Genomic DNA, 21,228 nt, shown 5'->3' with positions numbered 1-21,228 from the left:
ATGAATATGAAGATCAACTATGCGGATATGACGAACCACCTGGGGTCCTCCGCAGTCCGCGATATCCTTAAAATCACACAGGGTAAGGACATCATCTCGCTTGCCGGCGGGCTGCCTGCCGAAGAGCTGTTTCCGGCAGAAGCGATCCGGGAAGCTTACAGCCGCGTTCTGAGCGGCGACAGCTCTGCGCTGCAATATGGACTGACAGAAGGCTATCTTCCGCTCCGTGAACAGCTTGCCGCCAGACTGGGGCAACAGGGCATCCCTGTCTCCACAGAGGAAATGATCCTCACTACCGGCTCCCAGCAGGCCATAGATCTGCTATGCAGAATTCTGCTTGATCCGGGAGACACCGTACTTGTAGAGGCACCGACCTATCTGGCCGCCTTGCAGGTACTGGGCTCTTACCGTGCAGACATCCAGGTTGTAAAGAGCGATGAGGAAGGGCTGCTGCCGGAGCATCTCGAAGAGCAGCTTCAAATGCACCGCCCTAAGCTGTTATACGCCGTTCCCACCTTCAACAATCCTTCAGGCGCAACCTGGAGCACGGCACGCCGTGAACAAGTGGTTGCGCTATGCCGGAAATACGGCGTGCTGATACTGGAGGATAATCCTTATGGAGAGATAAGGTTCGATGAATCCCCGGAGGCCTATCCTAAGGCCCTCGCAGCCATAGACAGGAATCTGGGCGGGGATACCTGCGTGGTCTATACAGGTACATTCTCCAAGATCGTAGCTCCGGGACTGCGGACAGGCTGGATCATTGGCCCTGCGGAGCTGGTCAAGACGATTGCCAGAGCCAAGCAAGCCGCCGATTTGCACTCCAGCACTATCGATCAGCGCGCCCTGCATGAGCTGCTGCTGTCCTTCGATCTTGAAGCCCATATCCGGCAGGTCTCCCGGGAATACAACTCACGGATGAAGCTGCTCTCGGCAGAGCTGGCTTTGCAGAGCTGGCAGGACACCTCCTTCCTGGAGCCGCGCGGCGGCATGTTCCTGTGGCTGAGCCTGCCGGCCCGGATTCATACCGCCGAGCTGCTGCCGCTTGCCGTGGAGCAGGGGGTTGCCTTCGTTCCCGGCGAGGTCTTCTATTCGGAGCAGCCCATGAAGAACACGATGCGCCTGAATTTCACTCATACCCGGCCGGAGCTGTTGCCGCTTGCGGTGCAACGCTTGACCACCGCGCTGTCCCGTTATGAGGAGCGCATGCTGCGTCTTTAAGGGAATCTGCTTAAGAAACATGGGAACATGGGAACATCGGCTCTGGCGGCGTCTGCGAAATGGCTTTTTCGCAGAGTCGTCTTGTACAGGTCCTCCACTTTCAAAGCCCTCATTCGTAACGATATGAACGATATGTGGACTCAGAAGACCCTATTTTGCTAAAAGGTCTTCTTTTCTGCTCGTTGCGGACTGAGGGGCCGCTATGGGGCCAGTGGGAACGCAAAATGAAGCAAAACTTGGTTGTTAAGGGCCACTGAGTCGCATCGCTTACAAAATAGGCTCATTGTCCGAATTAATGGCTTTTGAGTCCGCGAGTGAAGAGGCTGAAGTATGATATTTACTGAATTCCGTTGTATATAATGAATGACCCGCGCGTACTTCTCCTACTCATGGCTCTCCTTCGCACTTAACATGGGGTCTAGAACTTCTTAATAACAAAAAGGCGGCCCCCATCAGGAGGCCGCTAACTCAATGTCTGTATGTGTAATAATTAATTACTGCACTGTGCTTGTTTAAGTTGTCAGTTAGGAAAGTTTGCCGTAAGCCGGGTTCTGTGCTCGTTGTGGTTCAGACGGGAACTACCCTCCCACCATAAGCGACAATCATCTATCTAGGCCATACATTACTGCACAGCTCCAGCGACCAACCTAGACGCGCCTCAGGCGAAGGCTGCGGCTTCCGTGAAGAAGACGCTGCGTCTCATTAGGTCTTGCTCCAGATGGGGTTTACCAGGAACGAAGTCACCAGCGTTCCTCGGGGTCTCTTACACCTCGGTTCCATCCTTGCCTGTGCCGCCCGAAAGCGGCCATCGGCGGTCCATTTCTGTGGCACTATCCTTCAGCTCGCGCCGACTGGACGTTATCCAGCACCCTGCCTTGTGGAGCCCGGACTTTCCTCCCGCATACGCTCTCACGCATACCGGCGATTGTCTGTCAAACTTTCCGAAACAACATTGTATATTATACAGATATGCCGCCTAGTGCACAAGTGTAAATAATGACGGCTTACAGGAATGTAAAAGGCTCGGTATCAGGCTGCGAGGCATGCACTGCCGTACCGTACTTATGCTCCGTCAGCTTGCCGGCCAGAAACTCCGCTACCTTCACCTTCATGATCTTCTCCGCATTATGGCCCGGATCGATTAAGGCGATTCCCGCGAGGTGCGCATCTTGTGCGGTATGGTAATCGATATCGCCGGTCACCAGCACATCCGCTCCCTTGAAGATAGCGCTGCTGTAATACTTGGCACCGGACCCGCCCATGACTGCCGCCTTGCGGATAGGACGGTTCAGATCTCCAACCACACGCACGCTCTTCACATCCAATCCGTGTTTGACCGTCTCGATGAACTCACCAAGCGTCGCCGGCTCCTTCAGCTTCCCTACTCTTCCGAGTCCAAGGCTGCGTCCCTTAAGGTCCATGGAGTAGAGGTCATAAGCCACCTCTTCATATGGGTGAGCCTTCAGCATGGCCTGTACCACCTTGTTACGGATCGTATGCGGTACAATGGTCTCGATGCGGACCTCCTCAGCCCGCTCCAGCTTGCCTGGCGTGCCGAGATACGGGTCCGTGCCCTCCTGCGGAATGAAGGTGCCATAGCCTTCGATATTGAAGCTGCAATGGCTGTAATTGCCGATCCAGCCCGCTCCGGCGTTCAGGATGGCATCCAGCACCTTCTGGTGATGATCCTTCGGTACGAATACAACCAGCTTGGACAGCTGCTCAGTATGAATATCCTTAATCGGCGCACCGTTCTCAATACCCAGTGCCTCGGCCATCCAGTCATTCATTCCGCCTTCGGCCACATCCAGATTCGTATGGCTGATGTACACGGCAATGTCGTTTTTGATCAGCTTCTCATATAAGCGGCCCGCCGGGGTATCCGTCAGAATCCCTTTGATCGGCCGGAAAATCACCGCATGATGGGCAATGATCAGATTACAGCCCTTCGCAACCGCTTCATCCACAATGCTCTCATTGACATCCAGCGCCACCAGCACCCCGGTGATTTCCTTCTGGAGACTGCCGATCTGAAGACCAACATTATCCCATTCCTCTGCCAAATGCTTCGGGGCAAGCTGCTCCATATATCCAATTACGGTCTGTCCTTTAGCAAACATTCCAGCACCTCCGCAATCCGTTTAATCTGAAGCTTGATTCTGCTGCGCTTCTCCTCAGCCGCCTCCAGCTCCGAACGTGCGAGCGAGGCCAGGATGCTCTCCAGCTTGGAGATTTCACCCTGCCATTTGGCAGCGAAGACTTCATTCGGCGCTTGCAGCAGCAGCGGTCCCATCTCCAGCAGCAGCGCCTGATCAAGGGCCATCTTCCCTCCGGCAAGCAGACGTTCGCTGTACAGCTCTTTATTCGTCCCCGCCGCTTCAGCACCCTCAGGGACAGCGGTCAGGATCTCATAGATTTTGCCGTCTTCCTCCAAAATATGCTCCGAGACCAGCACCCAGCTGTTAGCCAGCAGCCAGCGGCGCAGAATATCCTCGCCTACATTGGGCTGTAGCGCGAGCGTCTTCACCCCAGCCAGCTTGCCTAGCTTCTGCCCTCGTTCCAGAATCGCTGCGATCAGCGACCCGCCCATCCCGGCAATGGTAATGCAGTCTGCTTCCCCCGGCTCCAGCACCTCCAGCCCGTCTCCGCGCCGTACAGCGATCTTTGCACCGAGTCCTGCTTCCGCAACGCCGCGAAGCGCCGCTTCATAGGGTCCCGGATTGACTTCTCCGGCAATAGCCGAAGGCACACGGCCGCTCTTCACAGCGGCAACAGGCAGCAGGGCATGATCTGAGCCGATATCGGCAAGTCTGCTGCCCGCAGGGACCTGCTCCAGCAGCAGCTGAAGCCGGTCTGATAATTTTACATTGTTCATGAGGCCACCCACGTTATCCATTTTTTTCTGAAGAGGAACAGCAGCGCAAGGCCCACTGCAATCTTCAGTATTAATACAAGCGAGGTCCATTCCGGGAATCCCGCTCTGAGCCATAGCGCGTCTACCTCCGGCATCAGCCAGAGGGCAGCGCCCGCCCCCAGGTACACTCCTGAGACCCCGCTAACCTTGTGATACATCAACCAGCTCATCCAGATCATAAGCACACACAGCGGAAGCCAGAGCAGCTCCAGCTCCAGCAGAGAGGCATCCGGCCGGACATGTCCGAAGAATCCTGCATAGAGCAGAGCCCAGAAGGCATATCCGCAGAAATGGAGCAGCCCGATACGCAGAAAAAAACCAAGCACACACCACAGCAGACCGCAAGCTGCAATCAGCAGCGGTGTCCAAAAATCAGGATCCAGCTTATGCAGCTCAATCAGCCACAGTCCGAATCCCAGCGTTAAGATGCTGCCGATTCCCGCCAGCATCAGACTGATTGTCTTATTGCGGTTCAGGTAAATCGCTGAATATCCATAACAAATAATTAGGACGCTGAGCGCTGTAGCAAGTTGCAAAGGCCAGGGAAAAACGCTAAAATAAAGACTAATCAAGAAAATCAAGGAAATAATTCCAAAACCAAACAGCCAAATTTTGATGCTTCCCTGCTGGAGATTCCGTAACGATACCGGATTGCTGTCCTCCACCTCTGCCTGATCATCATACAGGTTGGTCAGGAAGTCACAGTATTGCTCCGGCAGAAGCTTGCTTCTTCTCCAGTATTGGATTTCTCTTAATATAGTATCACGTTTCTCCAGGTTCAACCGGCATCCCTCTTTTCAGAACTTGCCTTGCCTTCACTTTCATTACAACCTCCCGCACATGGCGGGGCTCCAGCATTGGTGAATCCCCTTGACAACATAATAGGACCTCCTGCCACCGTGCAGCAGAAGGTCCAGTTGTAAGGTCTATTCGAGGAAATCCTTCAGCCGCTTACTGCGGCTGGGGTGACGCAGCTTACGAAGCGCTTTGGCTTCGATCTGGCGAATCCGCTCGCGGGTTACGCCGAACACCTTGCCCACTTCCTCAAGGGTTCTCGTCCGTCCGTCATCCAGTCCGAAGCGCAGGCGGAGCACATTCTCTTCACGCTCAGTCAGCGTGTCCAGCACATCCTCCAGCTGTTCCTTCAGCAGCTCATATGCCGCTGCATCGGCAGGCGCCAGCGCCTCCTGGTCCTCAATGAAATCTCCCAGATGCGAATCATCTTCCTCACCGATCGGTGTCTCCAGCGATACCGGCTCCTGGGCAATCTTCATAATCTCTCTAACCTTCTCAACGGTAAGCTCCATCTCCGCAGCAATCTCTTCCGGCGACGGCTCGCGTCCCAGTTCCTGCAAGAGTTGGCGGGAGACCCGGATCAGCTTGTTGATGGTTTCAACCATATGCACCGGAATACGGATCGTACGCGCCTGGTCGGCAATCGCACGCGTAATCGCCTGACGAATCCACCAGGTGGCATAGGTACTGAACTTGAAGCCTTTGTTATGGTCAAACTTCTCAACCGCCTTGATCAGACCCATATTGCCTTCCTGAATCAGATCCAGGAACAGCATCCCGCGGCCGACATAACGCTTGGCGATACTGACCACGAGCCGCAGGTTCGCTTCTGCCAGTCTCCGCTTCGCTTCCTCATCACCATTCTTGATGCGCATCGCCAGTTCCACTTCATCGTCAGCCGATAACAGCGGCACGCGGCCGATTTCCTTCAAGTACATCCGGACGGGGTCGTTGATCTTGATCCCCGGAGGCAGCGACAGATCATCGTCGAAGCTGAAGTCGTCACCTTCTTTGTCCTCATTGTCTTCGCTTGGACGGAGGCTGTTCACCTCTTCATCATTTTCATTAACAACCTCGATCCCCAGATCGCTCAGCTGCTCGTAGAATTCCTCCATCTGCTCGGGGTCCTGATCAAATGGCGACAATTTCTCCATGATATCTTTGTAATTAAGTGATGATCTTTTCTTCCCGTGATCAATAAGCTGATCCTTAACCTGATCCAGAGTAAATTCCGCTTCCAGTTCAGTGTGCTGATCGTTCGCCATAATTCGACTCCCTCCTCCCTAGGTACATCCTGTCAACAGCTCATTGTCTCTCTAGGGCTAAAATTTCACTTGCTATTTGTGCTGCACGCAAAAAGTCACCGGATTTCTCCGCCTGAATCATCTCTTCACGCCTATGTTCAATTTTGCGCTGCAGAGGATACTTCCGCACTTCACGAATACAATCGTCCAGAACCTGGGTACTCCAGTCTGGAGGGGTATCCATCATGGAGATCGCCGTTGCGGTCTTCTCCAGACGGTCGTCCTGAAGCGATGATAGAAACCGGCTGATGCCGGGTGGTTTGCCTTGCGCATAATAAGCATATAGATAAGCGGCGATTGCCGCATGATCATCAATATTGAACTCTTCCCCGAGCCGTTCACCCACATAGGCCGCTGCTTCCGGGTCTTGAATCATTAAGGATAACAGCCGCCGTTCCGCAACATGGTAAGCAGGCAGCAATGTAGGTGTCTGCACTTGCCCTTTTTTATGCCTACCATTATTCCACCTATTATCGTTATTATCCCCTTCGGGATTGTTTTTTTGCATGGAGGCCCGAAGTAAATTGCAATCCTGCTTCAGACTGTCGTAGGACAGCTCAAGCTCGGAGGCGATTTCCCGCAGGTACACCTCCCGCTCCGTTGAAGAATGGAGTCCGGCGATTATCTCCAGAGCCTCCTTGACATAGGCAATTTTGCCGTCTTCCTCTAGGAGTATATGGTTTTTTTTCAGATATATAAGCTTAAATTTGATGGATGACACGGCAGAGTCAATCACTTGTTCCCTGAATCTGTCCCCGCCATGCCGGGAGATGAATTCATCCGGGTCGAGGCCGCTTGGAAGCAGTGCTACCTTGACCCGCAGACCGCTGGCTTCCAGGACAGGAATGGCCTTAAGGGCGGCAGCTTGTCCAGCCTTGTCTCCATCATAGGCAAGCACAATCTCATCTCCAAGGCTCTTCATCAAGCCCACGTGACCCTCAGTAAGCGAGGTTCCCATCGTGGCTACCCCGTTCTGCACACCTGCCTCCCAAGCCGAAATGACATCACCGTATCCCTCGAACAGGACGATTTGCCGCGTTTTGCGGATGGATGCTTTGGACTGGTGGAGATTGTACAGAATGCGGCTTTTGTTGAATAACCGGCTCTCCGGAGAGTTAAGGTACTTCGGCTGTCCCTCCCCGAGAATGCGTCCGGCGAAGGCAATCGTCTTACCCATGCGGTTCGCAATCGGAAAAATAACCCGGCCGCGGAAACGGTCCAGATATCCTTTGCCTTCCCCTCTGGCAGACAACAGTCCGCCCTTCTCCATCTCGGCGAGATCGAAGCTGCGCTTCTCCAGAAACTGCAGCAGCGTATCCCAGCGGTCCGGCGCGTAGCCGATCTGGAACTGGTCAATCATTTTGTCGCTGAACCCCCGGGTTCTTAAGTAATCCATAGCGGCAGTGCCGTATTCCGTGTTCTTCAGCAAAAAATGATAAAACTTCGCCGATAATTCATACGCCTGAATCAGCCGGTCCCGCTCTGGATCGGGGGCAGCCAGCGCCCCGCCTCTCCCCTCAGGAACAGGGATATCACTCTCTTCCGCCATGATTCTGACTGCTTCGGGGAAGGATAATCCTTCGATTTCCATCCTGAATTTGATGGCATTTCCGCCCATACCGCAGCCAAAACAATGAAAGACTCCCCGGTCAGGGGTAACAGTGAAGGAAGGGGACTTCTCCGAATGGAACGGGCAGAGGCCCCATAAATATTTACCCTGCTTGGACAAATGGACAACCTTGCTGACTGTATCGACAATATCATGCCGCGCCAGCACGTTCTCGATAACCTCTTCGGGAATAGGACCATGTCCGCTAGCCACTTCAACCACCTTCATCTCTTAACAGTTAAATATAATTCGCTATAGCTGGACATTCTCCTGCAAAATTGTTAAAAGTTTTGTCAGTTTATGTTGAAAAAGATTTTTTTCCTCTGCGGTAATCGCTTTGGGACCCTTGGAATAGTGACCGCGCCTGCGTTCAACCGCCTTGGCATGCCTGCTCTCCAGCATAAAATCCATGGTAGAATTCTCATATTCCTGGCCCCGGTTCGAAAGTGCAAGGCAGCGTTTGCCCAGCGCCAGCGCCGCCAGTCCATAATCCTGCGTAATTACGACATCTCCTGCAGAAATATGATTGGCGATATAGAGGTCGGCACTGTCAGCCCCGCGGTCCACCTGAACCACCGTAACGCCTTCTTCCGCCCGCAGCACATGATCATAGGAAGAGACCATCAGCACCGGAAGCCCGAACCTGCGCGCCACGGTAATAATTTCCTGCTTAACCGGACAAGCATCACCGTCCACAACAATCTTCCTTAGCCGGGAAGTTACCAAGCTTAGCCTCACCAAATTCCTGTGTAATATATATTACGCGCTAACCGTTCAAAAATCCTTCTTTGGTAAAGCATAAATACGGAACGAATGTCAACTTACGCATTGGCACCGTTCCGTATATTTATACCCTAAACCCTCGATCTATACCATAAAATCGTAAACATTACTTAAAACCTTCCTAAATTACCACACCAGCTTGCCGAAATCAGCAAACAATTTAGAATCCGCATGAATGCCGGCCAGCAGGGCCAGACGGTTCGAGCGGACGCCTTCGTCTTCGGCCATAACCATAACCGAATCGAAGAATCCGGTAACGGCTGCTTCAAGTCCCGACAGAATCTGCAGGGCTTCAGCGGCATGTCTGGAAGCAAGAGCTGCGAGGTAAGGCTCATGAATACTCTGCCAGGTCGAGTACAGCTTCTGTTCCGCTTCTTCCTTAAGCAGGGCAGGGTCAGTAACTGCACCTTCCGGAGCTTTAGCGGCCAGATTGCTGACACGGGTCAGTGAATCCACGGTGATTTTGAAATCAGCCTGATCGGTTACAGCATTCATCAAAGCCAGACTTCTGCTTACTACATCAACGATATCATCGAATCCCGCCGCAAGCGCTGCATCCACAACATCATAGCGTACATCATTGTCGGCTAACAGGCGTTTGACGCGCAGACCGAAGAACTCATACAGGGTTATACGCAGTTCAGGGGTGAAATGTTTCTCTGCACGGGAACTTCCATGGACTTCCAGAGCCGCTGCAAAAATCTCCTGCAGGCTCAGGCTCAGCTGATGCTCCAGCACAATCTGGACAATCCCTGCCGCCTGACGGCGCAGAGCATACGGGTCCTGGGAGCCGGTTGGAATAATTCCGATGGAGAAGCAGCCGACAATTGTATCGATTTTATCAGCAAGGCTGACTACAAGACCTGCCTGTGTAGAAGGTACGGCATCTCCGGCGAAGCGCGGCTGATAATGCTCGAAGACCGCTTTGGACACCTGCTCTGCTTCCCCAGCCTTGCGGGCATAATCCTCACCCATTGTGCCTTGCAGCTCAGGGAACTCACCCACCATTTGGGTCACCAGATCGAATTTGCAAATATCCGCTGTACGGCTCACTTCTGCAGCAGCCTCAGAAGACAGCTCAAGCTTCACAGCCAAACGGTCAGCGATGGCACGGATGCGGCGCACTTTATCACCTACACTGCCCAGCTCTTCATGGTAGACGATATTCTCCAGCTTGGCCAGTGCATCGTTAATCTGCAGCTTCTGGTCTTCTTCATAAAAGAATTTGGCATCCGACAAGCGGGCGCGCAGCACCTTCTCGTTCCCCTTGGCGATGACATCCAGCGATACCGCATTCCCGTTACGTACCGTTACGAAGAACGGCAACAGCTTGCCGTCTTCACCGAACACCGGGAAGTAACGCTGATGCTCTCGCATCGAGGTGATCAGCACTTCCTGCGGAATATTCAGGAAGGCCGGATCAAAGGTACCGAACAGTACAGTCGGCGTCTCTACCAGGAACAGCACTTCTTCCAGCAGATCCTCCTTGATCGCAATCTTCCAGTTCTTCTCTTCCGCAAGCTTATGAATACCGATTAGAATCAGCTCTTCCCGCTCCTTCACATCCACCAGCACATGCTGGCTGCGCAGAGCTTCAACGTATGCAGCAGGCTCAGCGATCACAGCTTCTTCCCCAAGGAAACGGTGGCCGCGGCTCACATTGCCCGCTTTGACTCCGGTAATCGTAAGGTCAATGATCTCTTGGCCGAAGAGAGCCACCATCCAGCGGATCGGACGGACGAACTTGAAATCATAAGCGCCCCAGCGCATATTTTTCGGGAAGGTCATGCTGCTGACAATGCCCTGCAGGCCTTCGGAAAGAAGTGAGGCTGTCTCAATGCCGGTGCTGCTCTTGGTCACATAGATGTATTCCACGCCTGCCAGTTCCTTGAACGTGAACTGCTCCGGTGAAGCACCCTGACTGCGGGCAAAGCCCAGTGCCGCCTTGCTCCATTCGCCGCTGGCATCCAGCGCAATTTTGCGTGACGGACCTTTGACCTCTTCGCTTACATCCTCTTGCCGTTCAGCGGCATCCTTCACGAGTACGGCAAGGCGGCGCGGTGTTGCATATGCGCTAACGCCCTGATGACTGATCCTTGAGGCCTCCAGCCATTTCGCCGTTCTGTCCTTCAGTTGCTCCATCGCCGCCCGGATAAAGCGTGCAGGGATTTCCTCCAGACCGATCTCGAACAGAATATCCTTAGACATGGTCAGCACCTTCTTTCTTCAGCAGCGGGAAGCCCAGCTTCTCGCGTTCCTCCAGATATGTCGCCGCTACGGTGCGGGCCAAATTACGTACTCTCGTGATGAAGCCTGTGCGTTCCGTTACGCTGATTGCGCCGCGCGCATCCAGAAGGTTGAAGGTATGCGAGCATTTCAGCACATAATCATACGCCGGGAAAACCAAATGATTCTCCATCGCCCGCCGTGCTTCCTCTTCGTAGGTGTTAAACAAGGTGAACAGCATTTTGACATCCGAGACTTCAAAGGTGTAAGTGGAATGCTCAACCTCCGGCTGATGGAATACATCTCCGTATGTCATGCCGTCTACCCACTCCAGATCAAAGACATTTTCCTTATCCTGAATATAGGAAGCCAGACGCTCCATCCCGTAAGTAATCTCCACCGCTACCGGACTTGCTTCAAGTCCGCCAACCTGCTGGAAGTACGTGAACTGGGTAATTTCCATACCGTCCAGCCACACTTCCCAGCCGAGACCCGCACAGCCCAGTGACGGATTCTCCCAGTTGTCTTCGACAAACCGCACATCATGCAGCAGGGGATCTACGCCAAGCGCCTTCAAGCTGTCCAGGTACAGCTCCTGAATATTGTCCGGGGACGGCTTGATGATCACCTGGAACTGGTGATGCTGATACAGGCGGTTCGGGTTCTCCCCGTAACGGCCGTCGGACGGACGGCGTGAAGGCTCCACATAAGCAACCTTCCACGGCTCCGGACCCAGGGAACGCAAAAAAGTCATAGGGTTCATCGTGCCCGCCCCTTTTTCCGTATCATACGGCTGGACGAGAATACAGTTCTGGGCGGCCCAGAATTGCTGCAGGGTCAGAATCATCTGCTGAAAGTTCATAACTACCGGCTCCTTCGCTATACAAGTGTGGTACTGCCTCTTGCTTATGACTGGCTCTTGCTGCTGTGCGATGGAGGCGGCACCAGCTTCTATGTACTTGCAGTCTGTGATGGAAAAAGAATCTCCCGCACAGCCACAAGCCAAAAAGCTCCCGCCCCCATGCCTGATGAACAGACATAGGGACGAGAGCTCAAATCTATTCTCCCGCGGTTCCACCCTACTTGATTACGCAAAAATCACGAAATCCACTTTTCATGCTGCCGCTTCTGTGCTCCCGGGTGCCCTGTTCATGAACGTCGTCCCGCCAGGCTTCCACTACCCCCGGCTCGCTGCTGCGACAATACCGCCCACTACTTCCCCGATCTACGCACTCTCTCCAGTTCTGGAGCAAACACGGCAAACTTATAAAAGAAACTGAACTTATAGTAACGGATAATTTGCGATTCGTCAAATATTGTATTTATCGAGCTGGTCCAGGAAGCTCTGCGACTTCAGTCGCAGCCCCAGCTGCATATCCATGAATCCCCGCATGATGGCCTTCAGCTCCGCACGGGTCTCCGGCTTCACATCGACATTTCCCAGCCTGGTCAGATCCAGCGCCGCGAAGATCCGCAGCAGCTTCAAGGCACGCGGGGAAATCTCCATGGCCGGCGGATCGTTATGCCGGCAGCTGCGGCAGAGAACTCCCCCCAGACGGGGACTGATTCTGAGCTCCTCATCCGGCTTGTACTTGCCGCAGACGATACAGGAATCGAGCTGAGGCCCGTAACCGGCAGCCTGCAGCACCTTCATTTCAAATACATTATTGATAATGCCGGGCTCTTTGTCTTCCTCCAGTGCATTCAGACAGGCGGTCAGCTGGCGGTACCAGAAGCTGCCTGTCTCTTCATCATGCAGTACCCGGTCGAGCAGCTCGCAGGCATAGGATGCATACGCCGCCTTGACCAGATCCTCCCGCAGCGGATGATGGGACTTCGTGATCTCTCCGGCATTGAGTGTTCCCAGTCCGCCATTATTGCGGAAGAACACGAACTCACCGGTTGTGAACAGCTGGATCAGGGCAGCATGACGGCTTTTGACCTTCTTGGCGCCCCGCACCAGAACCCCTACTTTACCCGCGTTCTCGGTGCAAAGCGTAATAATGGCGTTCCCTTCACCGTAGTCCATGCTGCGGATGACGATCCCTTCCACCCTGTATAGCATGCCTCTTCCCCCAACCACTCGGCAAGCAACCAGTCCTTATTGTGCTTCTTCATCGATGGCCATCTCTTCCTCCGCCGGCAGCGGTCCGCTGCCCTCGGGCGAATCCCCAGCTTCCCTGTACAGCAAATACGCATCGAGATCTCCAGTCATTGCAAAATACTTCCACGAAAAATTCCGCATTCGTATTCATCCTTTCTTCGGAAACACGATGTCTCTTCAGATGTAGGATGTGCGATGCCCCAGGATCTATCCGTGCAATTCCTGCCAAGTAGAGGCGGCGTGAGAGGTAATCATTCTTTATGGAAGCCCAAATCCCGCAGGACGCGGTCCTGGTTACGCCAGTCTTTTTTCACCTTCACCCATAATTCCAGAAAAATCTTCGAGCCCAGCAGATTCTCAATATCCGTCCGCGCACGGCGTCCGACTTCCTTCAGCAGCGCCCCCTGCTTACCAATAATAATCCCCTTCTGGGAATCGCGCTCAACAAAAATAACTGCAGAAATATGCACAACCCCATTTGGCTCCACACTCATATCCTCAATCGCCACTGCGATGGAATGCGGTACTTCTTCACGGGTCAGATGTAGAATCTTCTCGCGGATCAGCTCCGCGCAGACGAACTGCTCGGGGTGATCGGTAATCTGGTCGTCCGGGTAATACTGCGGGCCTTCCGGCAGATATTTCTGCACCTGCTCCAGCAGTGTGTTAACGTTATTACCCATCTTGGCTGAGATCGGTACGATCTCGGCGAACGTGTGCAGCTTGTTATACTCCGTAATCATCGGCAGCAGCGCTTCCGGTTCAATCTTGTCAATCTTGTTCATGACCAGAATGACCGGAGTCTTAATGCTGCCAAGCTGTTCCGCGATAAAACGGTCCCCGCCGCCCATTCCTTCAGACGCATCCACCAGGAACAACACCGCTTCCACTTCATGCAGCGTGCTCATCGCGGTCTGATTCATGTAATCGCCGAGCTTGGACTGTCTTTTATGGATACCCGGGGTGTCCAGGAATACAATCTGTGAGTTATTCGCCGTATAGACCCCGTGAATCTTGTTACGGGTGGTCTGCGGCTTGTCCGACATAATGGCAATCTTCTGGCCGATTACCTGGTTCATGAGTGTTGATTTACCTACGTTTGGTCTGCCGATAATGGCGACAAACCCTGATTTGAATTTCATATAATCTTCCTTCCTGACTACGTGGTTAATATCGTCCATGGCGTTTTAGATGAATCTAGTTCAAACTTAATATCAATTCAAAAGCCTTCACTCTTAAAGCTTTTCGATCCCCCTAAATCCCCCTTCGCCAAGGGGGACCCCAAGGGCCCCGGCCCTCTGGACACCCGGAACTGGCGTGGGCACAGCGGTTGGCGCGGGAAGAAACTTTGAAAGGGGGATCGCTTTTCGTTCCCTGCGGGAACCCGCTTAACTGCGGCTCGCAAAAAGAGACTGGTTACTTTAACAACTAACTAATGCCTTAATTGTATTTTGTACACTTATTCGGCTCCAAAACAGCGATGATTAGAGTTTAGTTGTAATTCATACATCTATTTTCCTCATTAAAGTCACTTTCGGCGATATCCGATGAATTTAGTTGTACATTTTACACGTAAATCAACTTTTAGCGGAAATAGTGGAAAGTTAGTTCTACAATATACAGTTACTCTGGAGCATGAGCGCTTACCGTTCCCTGCGGGAACACGTTTGACTGCGGGGCGGTTGGTTGGTTAGATACAAGGCCCATACGCTTCCTGCACACGCACACGCACACGCACACGCACACGCACACGCACACGCACACGCACACGCACACGACTAATTGTATTTTGTACAGCAGAATTAGCAAATCCAAGGTTTTTTAACGGTTCTATTGTATTTTGTACAGCAGATTTGCTGCAAACACGCCATAAACAGGTTATTTTCCATTTTCAATTGCATGAAATACAACAGAACCTTGTGTTGGACCAATTTTGGCTCATTCTATTGTACATTGTACAACAGAATGCCCAACAGCAATATGTTGCAGTCCACAAACTAACCTATTGCTATCACTCCGCACTCTGCCCCTGCGCCAGATCCGCCGGACCGAAAGCGCCGGGGAGCAGGTCACGCACAGTAGTCTCCACAATGTCACCCTTCAGGTTGCCGAGGATGACCGGCATATCGGGGCCGCACAGCTCGACCATCACCTGGCGGCAGACGCCGCAAGGCGATACGGGGCCATCCGTGTCCGCTACCACTGCGATGGCTTTAAAGGTACCGGGCTTATGACCGTCCGCAATGGCGCGGAACATGGCCGTCCGTTCGCCGCAGTTGGTGGGACCGTAAGCAGCATTCTCGATGTTGCAGCCGTGGTGGACCTTGCCGTCCTGATCCAGCAGCGCTGCCCCAACCCCGAAGCGGGAATAGGGTATATATGCATTGGCTCTTGCCTTGATCGCTTCCTGAAGAAGTAACGCAGAATCCATAGTTGTCCTCCTAATTAAAGATGACGGAGCGCGCAAAGCGGGTCCGCCTCTTACACCAGCTAAAGTTGTAAACTGATTATGACATAAGACCTGTGATCCAGTCCATCACGGGATGATAAAAAACATAGATTCCGGCAATCACGGCAAACACCGCCGTAAGCAGCACGGCTCCTGCGGCGGTATCTTTGGCCTTCTTAGCCAAGGGGTGAATCTCAGGCGAAACCAGATCAATCGTTGCTTCAATCGCCGTGTTCAGCAGTTCGGCTGTCAGCACCAGCGTAATGGCCAGCAGCAGTAGCATCCAGCTTGACAAAGGAAGCCTGAACACAGCGGCGGCAATCACTACGAGAACAGCAAGGCCGCTATGCACCTTCATGTTCAGCTCCGATTTGAAGGTTGCTGCAATGCCGTGCGCTGCGAAGCGAAAGGAATGCCAGAATTTTTTGTGGCCCACCGCCGTATTCTTGACCATTAGCGTGTCAACCCGACCTGAGCCAGAGCCTTCTCCTGCTTGGACATCATTTCCGCCTCCGCCTCCGGCTCCTGATGATCATAGCCCAGCAAATGCAGGAACCCGTGGACGAACAGGAAGCCCAGCTCCCGCTCCAGCGAATGGCCGTATTCCTCAGCCTGCTCCTGCGCCCGGGTAACCGAGATGATAATATCCCCAAGCACATTCGGCACTTCTTCCAGCTCTTCGTCTTCCTCTGCTAAGTCATATTTAATCTCCAGCTCGTCTTCTCCGGCCTCATTCATCGCGAAGGAGAGCACATCTGTCGGACGGTCAATACCGCGATATTCCAGATTCAGCTCGTGAATGCGTTCGTTATTGACGAAGGTCAGATCCACTTCCCCTGAGTCAATCCCTTCTGCTTCCCCCGCCGCCCGAAGAAGCCGCTCCAGCAGCTCAATCAGATCGCCGTTAATTTCATGTTCATCCTGTTCATTGTTCCAAACGACGCTCAGGCTCATTTTTGATGGCCCCTTCCTCTTTTTTGGGCTTGCGCACATCCTCGGGGTATTCAATCCGGGAATGGAAAATACCCATTACTGTCTCTTTCAGTGTCCGCGAAATAATATCCAGCTCCTTGAGCGTCAGATCGCATTCATCGAACTGATGGTCATCCAGCCGGCTTTTGATAATTTTCTCAATCATGGTCTCCACCTGCACCACGGTTGGCTTGCGGAGCGAACGGACGGCGGCCTCCACACTGTCGGCGATCCCGACGACTGCGGATTCCTTCGACTGCGCCTTCGGGCCGGGATAACGGAAATCCTCCTCCGTGAAGTCCGGCTCTACACCCTTATCCTCTGCAAGCTTCAATGCCTTATGATAAAAATAATGCAGGAACGTCGTGCCGTGATGCTGCTCCGCTATATCGCGGATCGGCTTCGGCAGCTTGTATTCCTTCTGCATCTCCACCCCGTCCCGGGCGTGGGCCACAATGATCGACTTGCTCAGCTTCGGCTCAATCGAGTCATGCGGATTCTCCATATTGTTCTGGTTCTCTATGAAATAGAACGGGCGCTTCGTCTTGCCGATGTCATGATAATACGAGCCTACCCGGCACAGCAAGCCGTCCGCACCAATCGCTTCGGCCGCAGCCTCGGACAGATTGCCTACCATTACGCTGTGGTGATAAGTCCCCGGCGTCTCAGTAAGCAGCTTGCGCAGCAGCGGATGGTTCGGGTTAGACAGTTCAACGAGCTTCAGTGCCGACAGAATACCGAACGTTACCTCGAAGAACGGCATCAGGCCAATGACCAGCACTGCGGTAAGCAGACCCCCGGCAAAGGAAAAGCCCAGAGCGTATAACGTATTCGTCTCATTCCATACGCCTCCGCTTAGCATAGTCAGTATGGCTACGGTCAAGCAGCCGAGCAGAGACACCATAATACCGCCCTTCAGCAGCGTTGAGCGCTGTCCGGCACGGTGGGTCGAGAAGATGGCAACATAACTTACGATTAGGGCAAAGAAGCCGAAGGTGAAATCAAATATCGTATTCTGCTGAACATTCAGCAGGATACTGGCCAGAATGCTGAACAGAATGGAACAGAAATAAGCTAAAGTCATGTCCAGCAGCATGGAAATCAGCATCGCGCCAAGAGCCACAGGTGCCAGATAGCCGATATATGTCCGCACATCGGTCTGCAGGAAGGCCGTCAGCTTCATCATAACAATCGTAATGATAAAGACCAGTACCAGCATAAGCAGCTGGGAGTTATTGTATTTGAAGCCTGAGGCTCCGCCATTGTAGCGGATGAAGGTCATCAGGCCAAAGGACAACAGTGCAGAGAGCAGCAGCAGGCCGAGCTGCGGCCAGTAATTAATCTCTTTGCTGAGCAGCCCGTTCTCATCCAGCAGCTTGTACAGCTCAGGGGTAATCTCCTGATTCTTGGCGACCAGCACATCCCCTTGCTCGATGAACACATCCGGCGTATTCTGACGGGCCTGCACCTTCGCTTCCTTGGTCGCATCCTCGTCATAGAATTTGTTGGCGGTGATCACCAGCCGCACCAGCTCCTGCACCACCTCGCGGGCGGTCCGCTGCCCCAGCGAACTGACGCTGACCTGCTCGGCCACCTTGGCGCGCGCGCTCTGGGCGTCGGTAATCTGGTCATTCATCAGCTTGGTGACAATATCACGGGCCACCGGCTTCATTTCGATGATATCCTGCTGAGTCAGGCGCGGGATCTTGATATAGGTCTCTTCCGGAATGACGTAGGCCTGATCCTTGATGACGGACTGCATTTCATCCAGCAGATGCTCGGAGTAAGTCCCGGCCTTCTGGCTGGCCGCCACAAAATTAAGAATAAAATCATTCGCCCGCCGCGGAATCTCTTCCCGGTAAATCTCTGTCTTCTCACTCTGTGAAATCGTATCATCCTGATTCAACCCGCCGATCCGGTCCAGCAGCAGAGTTACTAGATTCTCCGCCCGGATAGGAATAATGGCATAACGGTTGGTCACATTCTCTGCAGCAGTCTCCTGGGCCTTGAGCTTGGCGTTGGTGTCCAGGATTTGCTTGGGAGCTGTAATCTCCTTGGCACTGCGGGTTCCCTCTTTGATATCATACCTTTTGGGCAGCAGATCAGAGGACAGGCTGAGGTAGAAAACAACGGCCAGTAACAGGAAAAGAGTATAGCGCGTCACCGCGCTATACTTCCATCCGCTGCTGCTATATACAAATCCGCTTAATTTCGATGGTTGCTTTGAGGCCATGAAGACAATCCCCTTTTTTATTGGAGGTTTTCGGCAGAGCGGTCATAGGCAACGATAATTTTCTGTACAAGGGAATGACGGACAACGTCCTGCTCAGCGAAGTAGACAAAGCCAAGCTCCTCGATACCGGAAAGAATCGTTTTGGCTTCGATCAGCCCTGACTTCTTGCCGCGCGGCAAATCGATCTGGGTCACATCGCCCGTGATGACCATCTTGGAGCCGAAGCCCAGACGGGTGAGGAACATTTTCATTTGTTCGGGCGTGGTATTCTGCGCTTCATCAAGGATGATAAAAGCATCCTCCAGCGTACGTCCGCGCATATAGGCAAGCGGTGCAATCTCGATCAGCCCGCGCTCCAGCGCCTTCGCCACCTGATCAGGCCCCATAACGTCGTACAAGGCGTCGTAGAGCGGCCGCAGATACGGATCTACCTTCTCTTGCAAATCTCCCGGGAGGAAGCCCAGGTTCTCCCCGGCCTCTACAGCCGGGCGCGTAAGCACGATCCGTTTGACCGAGCCTTCCTTCAGCGCCGTCACCGCGAGGACCACAGCCAGATAAGTCTTGCCTGTGCCCGCCGGGCCGATGCCGAAGACGATATCACGCTTTTTGATGGTGCTCACATAATGCTTCTGGCCAATCGTCTTAACACGGATCGGTTTGCCGCGGAAGGTGGTTGTAATCTCGCCCTTGAACAGGTCCAGCAGCTGGTCGGCACGGAAATCCTTCGCCAGCTCCACGGCATACTGCACATCGCGTTCGCTCAATATATAACCCCCGCGTACGAGTGACAGCAGCACGTTGAAGAGCTGGCCCAGCATGTCCACTTCCCGCTCCGTACCGCGAATTGTAATTTCGGCCTCGCGTGAGTTAATAACTGCCGGAATTTCTTTCTCAATGATTTTCAGGAATCCGTCCTGCGGGCCGAACAGGGATTGCGCTTCTCCCGCATTGTGCAAAGATATTTGAATGCTTGTAGTCTGTTCTGACAAGTAGCCTCATTCTCCTCAATTGTTTACTATCGGAAGTTCTTCCGCGATTCTCTCTTCCACCTCAAACAGCACTTTCATATAAACTTTACCATTCTCTTTCTTCTCATGCAAAATTTTTTGACTTTTGATGACGCTATCAGCGCCGTAACGCGCGAAAATATCGCTCTTGGCCCGCGTTAGTCCTTCCGCTCTGGCTGCCTCTGGAGTAAGCGCTTCAGCGGTAGCTTTGATCTCCAGCTCCTTCTCGGTCATCAGGCCCAGCGGCAGCTGAAAAGAGCGCCACGACAGCATGTCGGGCTCTGAAAGCGTACGGGACTTTGCAAACCCGGAGTCCCCGTAGCCCCACAGCTGAATCGCCCATTTGCCGAGAACAAGATAGGTGCGGTCCTTGCGTTCTCCTGTATACGCACTGCCCGTTCTTTTGAGCGGTACCTCCAGATTATATTCATGCCATACAAGGCCTTTAACCATGCCTTTGGCGACTACAAACTCAGTATTCTCCTCGTCACCCAGCGCTCCGGAGATGAGGATGTCCCCTTTTTTGACCCGCGAATTCCGGCTGACCACCGGTCTGCCCTGCTCCGCATAGATTTCGGTCACCACCGCATCGGTCCGGCTGATGAGATGGCGCTGGCTGAGCAGCGGTTTATGATCCGGGCGGTCGGCTTCAACTACCTGGATGGTAATGCTCGTCCCGGTCCGGTGGAACCCGGCCCATGTCAAGCCCGGAACCAGGGTGGTCAGCTCCCGTGACAGCTCGTCCGACTCCTGCATGCGCCAAATCCACTGAAACGGATAGACGCCCTCCTTGCGTGCGGCTTCCAGAATGTCCTCGGTCGGAATACGGGTATTCCCTTCCACCTTGACGCTCCAGATCATTGAGGAGAGCAGCAGCAGGCCTACACCGAAGATCAGCATCCCTGCGGCAAAAAACTTCCGTCTCCACAAGCGCGCGAGGCGAAACGGAAGTCCGTGCCTGGCTGTAACACGCATGCGGCAGCCTGTCTTTTTGAGGAGCGGGCGGAGCCGGAAAAAGTCATCCAGCAGCAGATTCAAATAAGCGCCGTCCCCGGCAGGCCTCACATCCCAGATGATGATGCCCGCTCCGGTTACAGCATTAATGAACTTCTCCACCTGCGGTCCGCTCACATGCAGTGTAACGAACCCCCGCAGTGATGACAGAGGCGGTTCTTTCATGGATTCTCCCCACTTTCCTTATATCTGATTTCACCGATTACTCCAATGACGGCAAGCTCCTGGCCCAGAATGTTGCGGATGACCAGTCCTTCGCCGGAAATCTCCAGCACTCCTTGGGTTAATGCCAGCCTGAGCTGCTCCGAAGAAAAATGCAGCACGCCGCGGTGGTTCTCAATATACAGCTCCTTATTGCCGATCAGGGTGATCCGGGGCATCTCCTGCAGCACATCCTGCGGAAGATCCAATATCCCGTTTGTCCATCCCCGCAGCCTACGGCCGATACGGGTCATAAGTAGACGCTCCCCCTTCCTGCCTTCTGTACACCTTATGCGGCAGGGCGGCCGTTTATGAGAAGAACTCACATGCGGTCTCCTGGTACAACAGCAAAAAAGCCTGAATCCTTTCCCGCTAAGGAATAGATCCAGGCTTATG

Annotated in this window: 19 protein-coding genes and 1 other RNA gene; 1 reads left to right on the top strand and 19 read right to left on the bottom strand. The window is 53.4% G+C overall.

The window, feature by feature from the left end; all coding sequences use genetic code 11:
• The first annotated feature begins 6 nt into the window (after window positions 1–6).
• Window positions 7–1,221, top strand: a complete 1,215-nt coding sequence (locus tag NST04_RS12160) for an aminotransferase-like domain-containing protein (RefSeq protein WP_341184438.1) — start codon at window positions 7–9, stop codon at window positions 1,219–1,221.
• Between the two features lie 525 nt (window positions 1,222–1,746).
• Here NST04_RS12160 and rnpB read toward each other — a convergent pair.
• From rnpB to yqfC, 19 genes are all read right to left on the bottom strand, one after another.
• Window positions 1,747–2,162: RNase P RNA component class A (rnpB, locus tag NST04_RS12155), an RNA gene on the bottom strand.
• A 63-nt stretch (window positions 2,163–2,225) separates the two neighbouring features.
• Window positions 2,226–3,341, bottom strand: a complete 1,116-nt coding sequence (locus NST04_RS12150; protein ID WP_341184437.1) for a Nif3-like dinuclear metal center hexameric protein — start codon at window positions 3,339–3,341, stop codon at window positions 2,226–2,228.
• A complete protein-coding gene (locus NST04_RS12145) occupies window positions 3,317–4,096 on the bottom strand; it encodes a tRNA (adenine(22)-N(1))-methyltransferase (RefSeq protein ID WP_341184436.1) in 780 nt (259 codons plus the stop codon). The genes NST04_RS12150 and NST04_RS12145 overlap by 25 nt, the downstream gene beginning before the upstream one ends.
• The gene (locus NST04_RS12140) at window positions 4,093–4,917 is read right to left on the bottom strand and encodes a hypothetical protein (protein ID WP_341184435.1); all 825 of its coding nucleotides are present in this window, start codon (window positions 4,915–4,917) and stop codon (window positions 4,093–4,095) included. Before NST04_RS12140 ends, NST04_RS12145 begins: the two co-directional genes overlap by 4 nt.
• A gap of 144 nt (window positions 4,918–5,061) precedes the next feature.
• The gene (rpoD, locus tag NST04_RS12135; protein WP_036690273.1) at window positions 5,062–6,195 is read right to left on the bottom strand and encodes an RNA polymerase sigma factor RpoD; all 1,134 of its coding nucleotides are present in this window, start codon (window positions 6,193–6,195) and stop codon (window positions 5,062–5,064) included.
• 40 nt (window positions 6,196–6,235) lie between these two features.
• A complete protein-coding gene (dnaG, locus tag NST04_RS12130) occupies window positions 6,236–8,071 on the bottom strand; it encodes a DNA primase (protein WP_341184434.1) in 1,836 nt (611 codons plus the stop codon).
• A gap of 24 nt (window positions 8,072–8,095) precedes the next feature.
• Entirely contained in the window at window positions 8,096–8,545 is a 450-nt protein-coding gene (locus NST04_RS12125; RefSeq protein ID WP_340757645.1) for a YaiI/YqxD family protein, read from the bottom strand.
• 207 nt (window positions 8,546–8,752) lie between these two features.
• The gene (gene glyS, locus NST04_RS12120) at window positions 8,753–10,834 is read right to left on the bottom strand and encodes a glycine--tRNA ligase subunit beta (RefSeq protein WP_341184433.1); all 2,082 of its coding nucleotides are present in this window, start codon (window positions 10,832–10,834) and stop codon (window positions 8,753–8,755) included.
• Entirely contained in the window at window positions 10,827–11,714 is an 888-nt protein-coding gene (gene glyQ, locus NST04_RS12115; protein ID WP_341184432.1) for a glycine--tRNA ligase subunit alpha, read from the bottom strand. Before glyQ ends, glyS begins: the two co-directional genes overlap by 8 nt.
• Window positions 11,715–12,161: 447 nt before the next feature.
• Complete coding sequence (recO, locus tag NST04_RS12110) at window positions 12,162–12,917, bottom strand: DNA repair protein RecO (RefSeq protein WP_341184431.1); 756 nt, start codon at window positions 12,915–12,917, stop codon at window positions 12,162–12,164.
• Between the two features lie 36 nt (window positions 12,918–12,953).
• Window positions 12,954–13,097: a YqzL family protein gene (locus NST04_RS12105; protein ID WP_076075837.1), complete on the bottom strand. Its 144-nt coding sequence runs from the start codon at window positions 13,095–13,097 to the stop codon at window positions 12,954–12,956.
• 110 nt (window positions 13,098–13,207) lie between these two features.
• Entirely contained in the window at window positions 13,208–14,098 is an 891-nt protein-coding gene (gene era, locus NST04_RS12100; protein WP_036690285.1) for a GTPase Era, read from the bottom strand.
• Between the two features lie 869 nt (window positions 14,099–14,967).
• Window positions 14,968–15,387 carry a cytidine deaminase gene (locus NST04_RS12095; protein WP_340993992.1) on the bottom strand — a complete coding sequence of 140 codons (420 nt, stop codon included), beginning with the start codon at window positions 15,385–15,387 and terminating at the stop codon, window positions 14,968–14,970.
• A 76-nt stretch (window positions 15,388–15,463) separates the two neighbouring features.
• On the bottom strand, window positions 15,464–15,859 hold the full coding sequence (locus NST04_RS12090; RefSeq protein WP_341184430.1) for a diacylglycerol kinase family protein: 396 nt from the start codon (window positions 15,857–15,859) through the stop codon (window positions 15,464–15,466).
• Window positions 15,859–16,359 carry an rRNA maturation RNase YbeY gene (ybeY, locus tag NST04_RS12085; protein ID WP_341184429.1) on the bottom strand — a complete coding sequence of 167 codons (501 nt, stop codon included), beginning with the start codon at window positions 16,357–16,359 and terminating at the stop codon, window positions 15,859–15,861. The genes NST04_RS12090 and ybeY overlap by 1 nt, the downstream gene beginning before the upstream one ends.
• Window positions 16,331–18,610: an HD family phosphohydrolase gene (locus NST04_RS12080; RefSeq protein ID WP_341184428.1), complete on the bottom strand. Its 2,280-nt coding sequence runs from the start codon at window positions 18,608–18,610 to the stop codon at window positions 16,331–16,333. Before NST04_RS12080 ends, ybeY begins: the two co-directional genes overlap by 29 nt.
• Window positions 18,611–18,627: 17 nt before the next feature.
• On the bottom strand, window positions 18,628–19,599 hold the full coding sequence (locus NST04_RS12075; protein WP_341017476.1) for a PhoH family protein: 972 nt from the start codon (window positions 19,597–19,599) through the stop codon (window positions 18,628–18,630).
• A 15-nt stretch (window positions 19,600–19,614) separates the two neighbouring features.
• On the bottom strand, window positions 19,615–20,796 hold the full coding sequence (yqfD, locus tag NST04_RS12070) for a sporulation protein YqfD (RefSeq protein ID WP_341184427.1): 1,182 nt from the start codon (window positions 20,794–20,796) through the stop codon (window positions 19,615–19,617).
• Window positions 20,793–21,086, bottom strand: coding sequence for a sporulation protein YqfC (gene yqfC / locus NST04_RS12065; protein WP_209872075.1), 294 nt, complete (start codon window positions 21,084–21,086; stop codon window positions 20,793–20,795). Before yqfC ends, yqfD begins: the two co-directional genes overlap by 4 nt.
• Between the last annotated feature and the right edge of the window lie 142 nt (window positions 21,087–21,228).

The sequence above is a fragment of the Paenibacillus sp. FSL H7-0756 genome (assembly GCF_038006765.1).
GTDB lineage: Bacteria > Bacillota > Bacilli > Paenibacillales > Paenibacillaceae > Paenibacillus_AQ.
Note: the sequence above shows the minus strand (reverse complement) of the source record. Positions and strands in the feature narration are given on the sequence as shown.